Source organism: Paenibacillus sp. UASWS1643, from assembly GCF_008693195.1.
Taxonomy (GTDB): domain Bacteria; phylum Bacillota; class Bacilli; order Paenibacillales; family Paenibacillaceae; genus Paenibacillus; species Paenibacillus amylolyticus_B.
Window position 1 is genome coordinate 55,481 of sequence record NZ_VXKZ01000089.1, and the last position, 13,175, is coordinate 68,655.

15 protein-coding genes and 1 rRNA gene are annotated in these 13,175 nt (G+C 45.4%); 2 read left to right on the forward strand and 14 right to left on the reverse strand.

The features are described from left to right. Positions 1-314: 314 nt before the first annotated feature. A complete protein-coding gene (locus tag FE296_RS02720) occupies positions 315-569 on the forward strand; it encodes an AbrB/MazE/SpoVT family DNA-binding domain-containing protein (protein WP_024633700.1) in 255 nt (84 codons plus the stop codon). Between the two features lie 236 nt (positions 570-805). On the opposite strand, the gene rsmI is transcribed toward FE296_RS02720, so the two are convergent. The 12 genes from rsmI to FE296_RS02780 all read right to left on the reverse strand — a co-directional run bounded on the left by rsmI (position 806) and on the right by FE296_RS02780 (position 10,768). After that, entirely contained in the window at positions 806-1,690 is an 885-nt protein-coding gene (rsmI, locus tag FE296_RS02725) for a 16S rRNA (cytidine(1402)-2'-O)-methyltransferase (RefSeq protein WP_150364163.1), read from the reverse strand. Continuing rightward, positions 1,691-2,470, reverse strand: a complete 780-nt coding sequence (locus FE296_RS02730; RefSeq protein ID WP_124118795.1) for a tRNA1(Val) (adenine(37)-N6)-methyltransferase — start codon at positions 2,468-2,470, stop codon at positions 1,691-1,693. Between the two features lie 95 nt (positions 2,471-2,565). Then, a complete protein-coding gene (yabA, locus tag FE296_RS02735) occupies positions 2,566-2,934 on the reverse strand; it encodes a DNA replication initiation control protein YabA (RefSeq protein ID WP_017691386.1) in 369 nt (122 codons plus the stop codon). A 28-nt stretch (positions 2,935-2,962) separates the two neighbouring features. Next, complete coding sequence (locus tag FE296_RS02740; RefSeq protein WP_053778939.1) at positions 2,963-3,763, reverse strand: PSP1 domain-containing protein; 801 nt, start codon at positions 3,761-3,763, stop codon at positions 2,963-2,965. 117 nt (positions 3,764-3,880) lie between these two features. After that, on the reverse strand, positions 3,881-4,852 hold the full coding sequence (gene holB / locus FE296_RS02745) for a DNA polymerase III subunit delta' (RefSeq protein WP_076216771.1): 972 nt from the start codon (positions 4,850-4,852) through the stop codon (positions 3,881-3,883). A gap of 9 nt (positions 4,853-4,861) precedes the next feature. Next, positions 4,862-5,305: a YaaR family protein gene (locus FE296_RS02750; RefSeq protein WP_017691389.1), complete on the reverse strand. Its 444-nt coding sequence runs from the start codon at positions 5,303-5,305 to the stop codon at positions 4,862-4,864. Between the two features lie 343 nt (positions 5,306-5,648). Beyond that, entirely contained in the window at positions 5,649-5,978 is a 330-nt protein-coding gene (locus FE296_RS02755; protein WP_017691391.1) for a cyclic-di-AMP receptor, read from the reverse strand. A 61-nt stretch (positions 5,979-6,039) separates the two neighbouring features. After that, a complete protein-coding gene (gene tmk / locus FE296_RS02760; protein ID WP_150364164.1) occupies positions 6,040-6,687 on the reverse strand; it encodes a dTMP kinase in 648 nt (215 codons plus the stop codon). 217 nt (positions 6,688-6,904) lie between these two features. Beyond that, a complete protein-coding gene (locus tag FE296_RS02765; protein ID WP_150364165.1) occupies positions 6,905-7,597 on the reverse strand; it encodes an LrgB family protein in 693 nt (230 codons plus the stop codon). Then, positions 7,567-7,995: a CidA/LrgA family protein gene (locus tag FE296_RS02770; protein WP_124118792.1), complete on the reverse strand. Its 429-nt coding sequence runs from the start codon at positions 7,993-7,995 to the stop codon at positions 7,567-7,569. Before FE296_RS02770 ends, FE296_RS02765 begins: the two co-directional genes overlap by 31 nt. Positions 7,996-8,502: 507 nt before the next feature. After that, a complete protein-coding gene (locus FE296_RS02775) occupies positions 8,503-10,326 on the reverse strand; it encodes an aminotransferase class I/II-fold pyridoxal phosphate-dependent enzyme (protein WP_150364166.1) in 1,824 nt (607 codons plus the stop codon). A 256-nt stretch (positions 10,327-10,582) separates the two neighbouring features. Next, a complete protein-coding gene (locus tag FE296_RS02780) occupies positions 10,583-10,768 on the reverse strand; it encodes a sigma factor G inhibitor Gin (RefSeq protein WP_017691396.1) in 186 nt (61 codons plus the stop codon). A 498-nt stretch (positions 10,769-11,266) separates the two neighbouring features. On the opposite strand from FE296_RS02780, the gene FE296_RS02785 reads away from it, so the two are divergent. Beyond that, positions 11,267-11,791: a hypothetical protein gene (locus tag FE296_RS02785; RefSeq protein ID WP_036606136.1), complete on the forward strand. Its 525-nt coding sequence runs from the start codon at positions 11,267-11,269 to the stop codon at positions 11,789-11,791. 656 nt (positions 11,792-12,447) lie between these two features. Here FE296_RS02785 and FE296_RS02790 read toward each other — a convergent pair. Together FE296_RS02790 and rrf are read right to left on the reverse strand one after the other, a co-directional pair. Next, a complete protein-coding gene (locus FE296_RS02790; protein ID WP_017691399.1) occupies positions 12,448-12,888 on the reverse strand; it encodes a hypothetical protein in 441 nt (146 codons plus the stop codon). 212 nt (positions 12,889-13,100) lie between these two features. Beyond that, positions 13,101-13,175: ribosomal RNA gene (rrf, locus tag FE296_RS34200) — 5S ribosomal RNA — on the reverse strand; the annotation flags it as partial.

Genomic DNA, 13,175 nt, shown 5'->3' on the forward strand with positions numbered 1-13,175 from the left:
GACTCACTCCTTTAATTTCTTTTATATTAATGCTTTGAGTTCTACGATTCACCTAAGATTCGACACTATATGACGAACTTTGTCGAATTAAGTAGTTTTGTCGTTTTCCAAATCGACAAAGCTGACATTGAGGTTTAAATGCGAAAAACAGCTTCCAATCCCTTACCACCAGTAACCTTGTGAAAAACAGCCTTAATTTTAAGCTAATTTTAAGGTTGACTGATTTGGGAATCGTTGGTATGATGAGTATCATAAAACATAAAATAATGTCGAATAATGACAATGATAGTTAGCTGAGAGGAGCACTGATTATAATGATGAAATCAACAGGTATTGTAAGAAAAGTGGACGAACTGGGACGGGTAGTTATTCCAATCGAATTGCGCCGTACGCTTGGTATTGGTGAAAAAGATGCTCTGGAAATCTACGTTGACGGCGAGCGCATCATGTTGAAAAAATACGAGCCTGCTTGTATCTTCTGTGGTAATGCAGAGAACGTTACTTACTTCAAAGGTAAAATTGTTTGTAACGAATGTATTTCCGAAATCCCTGCACCTGTGACAAAATAAGAAAAACCAGGTATACTGGACTTATCTAAATTGTTATTTCTAACCTTTTTAATATTCCTTAATGACCTTCCCGGTGTGAACCCCACCGCGGAAGGTATTTTTTTTGCCTAGAAGAGAATGAAATTTGTTTGGAATTTTTTTTGAGCCACTCTGCTCTTTTTAATATTCCACTAAGGTTGGATATAAGCTTCTTTTCAGGTTATGTTCCCCACAACAGAAGATATTTGGTTAGATTACTACTCGATTAATGCATTATATACATCCCGTTTCGTCAGACCGCGATCGGTAGCCGTTTTTTTCATTGCATCTTTGCGGTTATGTCCTTCACTCTCATAATGGCTGACATGATCCGCGAGTGACATGAGCTGCCACCATGCTTCGCGCTCAGCCTTACGCTCCTCTTCCTTAATGCCTTCTACCAGCAAACAGTACTCGCCAAGAGGCGGATGTTCTTCAAGCCAGTCTATACATTCCTTCACGGTGCCCCTTGCGAATTCCTCATGACGCTTGGTTAGTTCACGAGCCAGGACAATCGAGCGATCACCCAGAATTTCTTCGAGGTGGACTAATGTTTTCCGAATACGGTGAGGCGATTCATAAAATAACAAAGTCCCGTTGGATTCGTCAAAAGCCTCCAGCACTTTTCGCATATCCTTTTTCTCCCGCGGCAAAAAACCGCCGAATGTAAAACGCTCGGTCGGTAATCCGGACACGATCAGAGCAGACAACGCAGCGTTGGGTCCAGGGATGGGAATGACCGTTATTCCGGCCTCCAGTGCAAGCTGTACAAGGTCCGAACCAGGGTCCGAAATAGCTGGCAAACCGGCATCGCTGACAAGTGCCAAATTTTTTCCTTCTATTATATAGCGTATCAGTTCAGGTCCACTCGCCCCCTTATTATGCTCATGATAACTAAACAGAATCGAAGGTGTAATTTCAAAATGGGTAAGCAGCTTTCGGGTCTGGCGTGTATCTTCTGCTGCAATGATGTCACAACTCTGCAATGTCTTGATGGCTCGGAAGGTCATATCCTCCAGATTACCAATGGGTGTTCCAACCAGATATAGCTTGCCTGATCCTTCAGGCTGCTCCGCATAGCTTTTCTGAATATGCAAAGTCATCTAAAGCCCTCCTTTCGTAGTACGCTCAGCATGTTGCTGACCATAGTAAATATCCATAATCTCTTCGCAGTATTTCCCCTCCTCATTGTAGACAATGAGTGGAGGAAGCATCCTTACTTCCGGTTTACCATCTTTCATTCCTTCAATTAACACCATGTTGGCTTCCAGATGAGCACGGGGATGTACCATCCGAATCCGTTTAGGTTCCAGCTTATATTCGCGCATGAGCGAGATAATCTCTGCAAGGCGCTGTGGACGATGAACCATCGATACTTTGCCGCCATTACGTACAAGTCGACTGCAAGCTTGTATCACTTCTTCCAGAGTACATCCGATCTCATGACGTGCCATTGCCTGATGTGTGTTCATTTTAAGATCACTGCCATTCAGAGGCATGTATGGAGGATTAACCGTTATTGCATCGTATACAGCATGTCCTGTTTCCTTCACCAGTTCTCGCAAATCGCCTTCACGAATCATAATCGACTCATCCAGTGTATTTAATTGCACACTGCGACGCGCCATATCAGCCAAGCGTGGTTGAATCTCGATCCCTTCCAAACTAGCCTGCGTACGCGTTGTAAGCAAAATGGGAACGACCCCGTTACCTGTACACAAATCAAGTACACGACCCCGTTTAGGTACGGAAGCAAATCGGGCTAATAATACGGCATCCATCGAAAAACTAAACACTTCATCACTTTGAATAATTCTCAAATCATGAGAGAGCAGATCATCAATCCGCTCTGACTCATGTAACACAACTTCATTTGCTTTCATATGTTACGCTCATCCTCCGGTACTCTATATCTCATGTTCGTTTAGTTTAGGTTTATAACCTTGAAAAAAAACCGTAGGGGATCCCTACGGTCACTTCATTTATTCAAAAAAGACAGGCAGAACAGACAATCGCCTTCCGTCCGCAAATGTCCATAATAGACGTTGCAGATATGGAAGCCTTCGTGATACAACCGAGCCAGATTATCATACCCTTCACCCACAACATCCTCGCCTGTAGCCGGACCTGCTGGCCTTGCTACAGGAGCGAGTGCTGAGGAGATCGGCAGATCTGCCGGAGCCTCACGTTTGAGCAGTTTGCGTAACTGCTCATTCTCGATGGTAAGCCGCTGATTATCCTCAAGCAGCTCCTTCACAATCATTTTTAACTCTCCTAAATCACCGTGCAACTGACCCAGTTGGGTTTCCATTTCATGAATGTGCGTAAACAGATTTTTCTTTTCCAAGTTTCCACCCCGAAGCAACCTTTATGGTTTACTTGATAACGACGTCATCCAGCGGAAGTTCTTTGACTTTACTGATGTCGAACAGTTGAACATGGACTGTGCGGCTACCGGCATTAATTCCGACAACTTTTCCTTCACCCAATGAGGTGACGACCAATTTGCCTACAGCTGGCAGTTCTTCTCTCACACTTTCATAGTTATCATGCTCAAATTTCAGACAGCACATGAGTCTTCCGCACAACCCTGAAATTTTCGTCGGATTCAGTGACAGGCTCTGATCTTTAGCCATCTTGATTGATACTGGCTCAAAGTCTCCCAGCCAGGAAGAACAACACAACACACGGCCGCAAGGTCCGATTCCGCCAAGCATCTTCGCTTCATCACGTACACCAATCTGTCTCAGCTCGATTCGTGTCCGGAATATGCTTGCCAGATCCTTGACCAGCTCCCGGAAATCAACTCTTCCTTCAGCTGTAAAATAAAATATAATTTTATTGCGATCAAACGTAAATTCCACATCGACCAGCTTCATTTTGAGGCCATGGTCTTTGATTTTATTTAAACAAGTACCGAATGCTTCTTTGGCTGCACGCTTGTTCTCATCAACCACACGGGCATCTGTCTCGCCCGCAACGCGGATGACTTTCTTCAGCGGCAACACCACATCGGACTCGCCCACTTCCTTCTTACCTACGACAACCTTACCGTACTCAACCCCCCGCGCTGTCTCCACGATAACGCAGTTTTCTTTCTCAATGGGAAGGTCCAGGGGATCGAAGTAATAAATTTTGCCCGCTTTTTTGAAACGGACACCCACTACACTGTACAAAAAATTAACCCCCTTGTAAGCCAACCCCACTTCGTCTGAAGCCCCGTCTTCTTAGGGAACCGGCCGAAGTTATAACCGTTTGCATATGATTGGAGCTTACTCTGCCCTCTCCCAGTCTTATGCCAAACCGATCAAAAATTGCTCCAGACAAAGCTGGCCATTGACGTTGAAACGCAATTTTTTTCTGCATGCTGCGGCCATATCCATATAGGAGACCCACTGCTCTGTGCTGCGGGTATGTGCCAACTGAGATAACATGTCTAACTGATCTATAAAAACGATATGTTCATGCCTATCGTACTGAACATACAGCATGTCCCTAAACCATAGATGGAACAAACTAAGCAACATGTCCAGATGTTCAGAGAGTCCGGTTTTAAAAAGCTTCTGCTGTGCAGAGATCAATGATGTACTTCCTCTACCCAGGGACTCCTTCCCTAATTGTAACATTACGTTTCTAATTTCTGCAAACCAATTCTGCTGGAGAATTTCTCTACATGCTTCCAATCCTGACGCTAAATGGACGGCAGAGCGAGCCAGATTGGCAGGGTGCCCTTCCTCGATCAGGGATTGCAGCATCTCTTCCGGATTCAGTGCGCTGAACGGCACCAATTGGGAGCGTGAGCGGATCGTTGGCAACATGGCCTGTCCATTATCTGTAATCAGGATGCCGACTGCTGGTACCTGCGGTTCCTCCAGAAATTTGAGCAAACTGTTTGCTGCCTGCACCGTCATTTTCTCGGCTTGTTCTATAATATATACTTTGGGATGTCCTGCCTCTGATCGGTATGAAAAAATACGCTGCAGATCCCGGATTTGATCTATTTTAATGTTGTTTCCATCTGGCGCAAGCATGGTTAGATCCGGATGGTTACCATGATCTACCTTACGGCATTCAAGACACTGCCCACAAGCGTCATCTTCAAGCTCTGTACAGAATATTGCCTTGGCAAAGGTAATTGCCGTCTTCCGTTGCCCACTACCAGCTGGACCGCTAAACAAATACGCATGGCTTATTGCATGACGTCTCAAACTACTTTGTAACATTTGCTTGGCCGCTTGTTGACCCATAATCTGTTGAAAGGACATACTTCCTCCTCAGAAGCTTAAATTAATAAGCATCCCCCGAATTTCGCCTACTTGTTGTAATAGAGAGATTTTTCCTTCTTCTGTATCCAGCAGTTCATCAGCCATGGATAACAGAGCGGAGTCAATTTCATCAATCAGCTTATAACGCTTGCCTCTGCCACGACGATCCCAACCCCTTGTCTCTTTCATGGATACACCGCGACGAACGGTCTCTTCCAGGAACCTTTTAACAAGTTGCTTATACGCCTTCAGTTCACGAATCGTCATGGAACGTGCCAAGCGATCGCCCTGAAGCTGGATTTCACTAAACCGGCGATTCAGTTCAGCTTGTGAGGCCCGTTCCCCCTGGTGATTCATCATATCAGAGAAATTTTTGGATTGAACCGGTTTGGAACCTGAATCAGTTGAACTGATCCCGCTCTGAATCGGTCTGAATCCAGGATTGATTTTCATGGATACGCCCGCTTTCTATCAAAGTTAGCTAATCGCCCATCAGCACAGTGCGCGTTGCGCCTGTGCGTGAGGATGAGGCTTCTATATATGCTGATCACACTCTATATAAATGGTAGATATACATCACCATTAAGGACTTGTTGTTTGTAGTCAACCTCTTTCCGAATGAGCATTCCCCAGCTAGAAAATGTTCATTCGGAAAGAGTGTGCCAATTCTTCTGATCAAGAAAGGCGGTTCCATAAGTGGCACACACGAACTTCTTTTAAATCTGCTTGCATCCATCGTTTCCAACATGCTATTGATCATGAAAGACCCTCATGGGTTCCATGCAAAACGTTTAAATTAGAAATGTTCGAAGCGATCTACCGGGAGAACAAATACAGTAGCTCCGCCTACTTGAACTTCAACAGGTAGCGGCAGGTAAGAGTCGGTTGTTCCACTCATTGGTGTGACCGGAGTCACGAGCTGTTCACGAACCTTACAGCTGCTGCGAATGACGTTCATTACGGATTCGACTTGACCATCATCGACACCGATCATAAACGTCGTGTTGCCTGCCTTCAAAAATCCGCCCGTACTGGCAAGCTTCGTTGCCCGAAAGTTTGCTTTGACCAATGCGCTGGATAATCGGTTGCTGTCTTTATCCTGTATAATCGCAACAATCAGTTTCATCCTGCATAACCTCCTTTAGAATAAGCACCTTTATCAAATGCCCTGTCTATATATTAGACAATTACTCGTCAAAATCCTTCAAAATCCCTGTCTCCAGCGACAAAATCATTGCTGCCAAGACATCCTCCTGCTTCATGGAAGCATCGATAACTCTGATTCGTTCCGGGAACTGCTCTTTTAATAGGAAGTAACCCTCTCGCACTTTACGGTGAAACTCCAGATTTTCCAGATCCAGACGGTTCACTTCGCGGCCATCATGAGAATCGATCCGGGCAAGCCCCACTTCAGGCTCAATGTCCAGATATAAGGTCACATCCGGCATGAGATCACCAATCGCAAAACGATTTATGGCCCATACATTCTCTATCCCGAGTCCACGGGCGTATCCTTGATAGACCAGACTGCTATCGACAAATCGGTCACAGATGACCGCTTTTCCAGCTCTCAGCGCAGGCTCTACTTTCTCCGCCAGATGCTGGCTGCGTGCAGCTGCATACAATAGCGCTTCGGTTCGAGCATCCATTGCCGTATGAAGAGGGTCCAGAATAATTGAACGTATTTTCTCCGCAATCTCTATTCCGCCAGGCTCTCGCGTAACTACGTAAGGTATACCCCGTTCTTCAAAATAAGAACCTATTCTACCGATCATCGTTGTTTTACCGGAACCCTCTCCCCCTTCCAGCGTAATGAATTTACCTCTGCCCTGCATATGCTTCCCTGCTTTCTATGTCGATAATTGCATCTATTGCTGCTGTAATTGAATATGCTTAGACCCTCTTGCTACAAGATATGATATCCCCCGCCCAGAGGTGTATAGCTACAGCTATATCGGTACGTTTTAATAACACCAAGATCATACAAGCTTGTTTCTTTCTATAATACTATAGGTCAGCGGTTACTCCAACATGAACAACAAAGTAAAGCGTTCAACCGTAGATAATCCATACCCATAATGGAAGCATAATTGATCCGGCAATGGCACTGACAATCATGGAAACTGAACTGAGGGCTACCGTATTCTCTCCATATTCAAAAGACCTTGCCATGCCGAGGGCATGAGATGCTGAACCCAGTCCAATCCCATAGGCATGTTTACTGCGGACTTTGGCCCATTTCAAGAGCATCGGCCCCAATAATATCCCTGAGAATCCTGCAATCATCACAAACAGCGATGTGAATGAGGCATTCCCTCCAACCTGATTAGCAAGTTGAATAGCCACAGGAGTTGTCACTGATTTTGGCAATAAAGCGATGACCATCTCTTGAGGATAGCCAAGCAGAATGGCGATCAAAGCCCCTGTGGAGACACCTGTAATACTGCCTCCGATTGTCCCACCCACAATTGGAATGATATTTTGCTTCAGCACATGCAGATGTCTGGATAAGGGAAAAGCGAGAGATACAACTGCTGGGCCCAAAAGCTCCTGTATCCATTTCCCACCCAACATGTACGTATCCAGCTTTATGCCGGAAATCACCAAAATCAGGATCAGTGTGGCAGTCGTTGTGAGTACAGGCATAAGTATTGGCCATCTCAGCCTTTTATATAGACGAGTGGCTGGAATGTATACAGCGATGGTTAGCGCGATCATTCCAATTCCGAGGATGAATGCTGACAAGTGATCGCCTCCTTTTTGCCTGAATGAGACGATCTCCATATCATGAGCCACTCACTTAATTTGGCAGATATCAGACATGTGATTAATGTGCTGACAATCAAACCAAGAACTAATAATAATGTGTTAGCTCTAAAAAAATCAAAATGATTAATGATGCCCACAGTAGGTGGAATGAACAATAATTGCAAATGGGATTGAAGCCAAGTTGACCCTTCTTCTCCCCAGCTCATTTTGACCCATCCCAGTTGAATGGCAATAAACAAAACCAGCATACCCACAATACTTCCTGTTAACGGCAGATGTAATAGAGTTTGAATGAAGTTGCCAATCCAGTAAAAACCGTACATCAACAAAACTTGCAGGACTATTCCTGTATATTTTTTTAGCGGAATACCCAAAGTGTTCCCTTCTTTCTTATGTCTATCTTTGTAAGTTGAACTAGAGCGTGTCTTCAAACTGAACGTGTCTGGAGTAGGGCACGGAGCGGAGCGCTATCGACCCTGTGACGTCCTATTCAGCGAATTTGAAGTGCTCGCAGCAATCTAAGGAATCTGAAACAGGCTATATTGGAATAACCAGCCGTTTACAGCGTGTTTGTTAGGTGAATTTGGTTAATAACGTGTCTCAGGTTCCTTACAAAATAAAAGAAGGACTCGAAGGCTAAATAAGACGTCCTCGGTTCCTTGGAAAATCGTCTGGACAATTCGCCAGGATAAGCAATCCTTGACTTCAAGATGTTGGAGTCTGACATCCTTCGACGTATTGCATGCCTGAGTTTGAAAACACACCCTATCAACTAGATTAATGACCAAGAGACCCTCACATGTGTAGGGTCCGGTATCGCTATCCGTATTGGTCATATTACCTACCTATTGGTGAATGCAATTCAGCTTTTTATCTGTTCTTCAATCCTTCATGACCCTCAATGACTGTAGAGATGCATCGAATACCCCATGAAACTTTGCACCCTCATCCCGAAGGAGTTGTATACGAGCCACCATCGATGTACTAATACGTTCACCAGAATATACAAGCGGTATCCCTGGAGGGTATGGAATAACCATCTCGGCTGATCGACAACCCGCACTTTCTTCTATCGGGACATTGATCGTATCCGTCTCCACAATCGGTTGCAGTGTAAAGGAGATTGGTTCCGAGTAGCAATTATTTTCTTGTAAATTGTTCCACGTGGAAATATAATGGGCCGAACCTTTCGCAATCTGTTGCGATGGCTCTGCATTGGATTGGATCTGCTCATGCCCATCGGCAGAGCTGATATGGTGTAAAGATTGCAACAGGTGCTGAGCATCTTGCACCGTTGAGCCCAGGCTGAAGAGCAAGACGACGTACCGTTCGTCGCTCATCTCAGGCACACAGCCGCATGCTTCCAGCTGCTGCTGTAGCCCATAACCGCTCAGCACCCCTGTGCCGTCATAGATGACGGCCTTGAATGGGTCCTGAGCGGTATACCCCGCGGCAGATGGCATCGCCGCCGCGGTCAGGCCCTCCCGTGTCTGCTGCGCAGCGGACACGGACATGCCAGCCGGCTTCGCTGTTCCGGCTGGCGGTTCTGGCTGCAGCGGCTGTGCAGGCTGCAGCAACTGGAAGCGCGGCAGCTCCGCGAGGCCGCGCTTAAAAGCATTCACGGCGGCGAATCCCGCCGTGAATGTGTCCGCGCCCTGCACGTGCAGCAGCCGGCGCGCCAGATCAAGCGAAGCCATCACGGGGTATGATGGGCTTGAGCTTTGCACCATGGCCAGGCGCTGTCTTAACAGGGAACGGTTTAACCGTGTTCCCTGAATGTGCAGCATGGCACCCATGGTGAAGGCCGTCAGCATCTTATGTGTCGACTGCACGACACCGTCTGCTCCGCATGACAGTGCAGAGACAGGCAGCTCCGGATGCTGCCCATAATGCGCGGCATGCGCTTCATCCACGAGCAATGGCATGCCAGCGGCGTGGCATACCTCGGCTATGGGCGTCAGATCAGCGCCCATGCCGTAGTAATTGGGCAAAGTGACCAACACGCCCTTTGCCTCAGGATAGGCCTGGACAGCAGCCTGCACCGTCTCCACCGACGGCATGACAGCAAGTCCAGACGCAGGATCGACCCATGGCTCCAGAAATACAGCTCTTGCGCCGGCAAGCATCAACCCGTGAATAACGGATTTGTGCACATTCCGTTGCACCAGCACAATACTGTTTGGCTCATCACACACAGTTAGCAATAGAGACAAATTACCTGCCGTACTGCCTCCCACAAGGAAGAAACTCTCCTCCGCTCCAAAACAATCTGCCGCAAGCTCCTGTGCTTCCTGGATCACACCTTCCGGATGATGCAAATCATCGGTGCCAATAATCTCCGTAACATCCATCTCCATCATCTCCAGGAATGAACGATCCGGCACCAATCCTATTTCCGAATGAGCCCCTTCATCGCTAAGTCGTTCCCCACTCGCCATGTCAGCCCCCTGTTCCTCCACTGAACTGAATTGCTCTATCCTTCGGTTAACGTTTCCTCCTGCATCGCTCTGAATCACTCCGTGCTGTTGTTCCTCATTAACGATATCCTTAGCTGGAGATTGCCCTGCTTCTGCTTGTTCCAGCAAATGTCGGTAAGCTTGTCCATTCTTATGCCCAGGCACATGAAAAGAACGTTGCTTCGAATCACGATACGCAAGCAACGCTTCATATAAAGGGGCTCTACTTGATTTATTTTTATGTTTCATGAAATAACCATCCTGTACATATATAATGTGCGCCCTATGCGCTCCAAAATGCTTCCTAATCTAGGGACGCCCTTCTTCCCCATTTCCACACGCTCTACTGCAAATGATCTATACCATTATATCAGCATACGCCTTCCCAAGATGGCAAACAAGACAATCTCTTCTCTCAAAAACAGAAAAAGGCCCATTGGGCCTCTATACACATCAGCATCATTGCAATGCGATGTTTCGCTTCTACTTCTATTAGCAACATTCATTATGCGTTTTTTTGTACCCAAATTTGCTTCATTTGATGAATAAAATAATTGTACTTGGCATCCTGCGCATCGGTATGAACCATTTCTGCTTCACAAGTGTCACATATGAATTCAGATACAATAAAAATGCCTTCTCTTTTTCTTTGCTCGCAGATAATACATGTGTGTTCGGCATGTTCTTCCATGAACCATCCCACCTTGTTTTACGTTTACTATCAGTATTGCACAGTTTCTATTATTTTAAACATTTTCATAGTGCTTTCTTTCTATAAAATATATATATTCGCCCACCCCCTCTTGGGTGTCTGTACCGAAAAATACAATCATTCTCCCTACAAGAACATTCACCTGCTTATGTATGTACAGTTATCCTACATTCCATCACATTTACCTCTACATCACGTATCTATTGGTCTGACTCAAACTTATATTCAATTTCCTTAAAAAAACTTGGAATCCCAGCCGATATATAATACATGATAACGATATCAAAGCCTGACAGTCCGTGTATTCGGGAGTATACTGAGATAAGCTCCGTCGAATCTCAATATCTTGTACAATCGTCATGGCGTGAGATACAAGGTTCATATACATACATGCATGATTCATTCCCTTTTACTCGTGTAGGAAAAACGAATATCTACCCCACACAAACGTGAATCCGAAGGAGGATATATAATCGTATGATCGCCGAACCGGAGAATAAAGCAACATTTTATCAATACCGGCTCCTGAAAAAAAAGGCTATCGCCCGCAGTGTCATTTACAGCTATCTGTGTCTGCCGGTCATCATGCTCTTATTCAATCTACTCGCATTCTCCTGGACTGGCCTCTTCTTTTTTGTACTGGCAGGTCCAATCACCATCTGGATTCATTATGTCATCGCCAGAACCATATTACTTCTGGTCCGTACCTCTTACGCCAAACGCTGGCGGTGGAATATGCGTATGCCCTGGTTAGGTTATATCCCTGATCAGCATTTTAGCTTCCGTATGTTTGTACGGGTACACCTTAACATGAGCTGGATTGGGCTGTGTATCATTACAGTATGTTTGATATGGTCGCCATTGTCCTTCACCCTCTCGCTGATCTTCTGGCATTTGTGGTTGCTGGGCCCTCGCTTATATGTTGTAATGGTCCTCTCCCGTGAGCGCAAAGATGGACTCATCAAATTGAATGAACAAGATGTCTCATACTATCTGCAATAACGCTCCCTCATTTATGCAATACTCAATGTACCTCACTTACCTGTAATACATAACCGCTGAGCCCTTCGAATAATCTGATACAAAAACATGATCGTTGTATCGTTCAATTGACTCAGCCTCACATGCTTAAATAAAGGTTATCCACTGTGGATAACCTTTATTTGTCGTCCCCGTCTTATCCCTTATCCACAGTATGGGTATGGTAAAATGAGTTATCCCCACTCGTGGTTCCGTTCTTCTCCTCTTCTCCTCCAGCTGTTCCATATCTTCATACCCCAGATATCTCGTAGATCTTACACCTTTGAGCAAATCTATTGCTCACTCTGAGCTCTATCTGTCTTCTAGCTGCTTTCCATCAGTCTTTCATTACCTCAATACCTCTATCCAACATATATCTCTCCCCCTCTACTTTTAGCGCTTTACACTTCCCTATGCTTCAAGCACACATACCACCTATACATATACGAAAGAAACAACTCCATCCCTTCTGTACCTTTATGACCTCTGATCCACCATACGTGATAGCTTCTCCCATCATTACTAAAACCTACTTCGCTAAATAACAAAAAGCCCCCAATCAAGTACATGGGAGCTTTACTATATTATAAGGAACATCACAACGTTAATTAATCATATACAACCTTACCCGCAACAGTTCAATCGTCTTCAGCCAATGATTTAACTGTCGTTTGAGTAGCATCATTTCTAGGAACCATTAGTGTAAAGGAACCATCATGTACTGCTAAATGCACAGTATGTCCTTCCTTTGCAAATACACGCAAGGTACTGGATTCATTGGATGTACCCTTGGCTTGCCTCTCTGTCCAACCCCAGCTTTTAATCTCGTCTAGATATACCTCAGGCAAGCTAGTACTCTCACTAATACCAGACAGCGTATATCGAACATAATCCATATCCGAATTATTTTCAGACTGGTCAGATTTATTCGCTACTTTAGGCACCGGAAAACTCTTCTCGTTCACCGCACCTTCATATGAAGTCCATACAGATCCTGATGCTTCACCGCATCCTGCCAGAACAACGGTTAAACAAAGCAACAGAAATGATTGTAGTCCAAGTCTCCGCCAACTTAACACACACACCCTCCTTTTCACAGCTGCACATTCCAGCTCTGTGGTCAGGTACTTTTAGCATATTTAACATAGTCCTATTATACTGGTTTTGCTGCTGTTATCCGTAACAAAAATGTTACCTTCCAATATCGATCATGTCAGAGCTTCCGCTTATCATATTTAATTCTTATAAACAAATAAAAACCACCACCGAATAACATCGGCAGTGGTTCTTTGCTTGGCGGCGTCCTACTCTCCCAGGACCCTGCGGTCCAAGTACCATCGGCGCTAGAGGGCTTAACGGTCGTGTT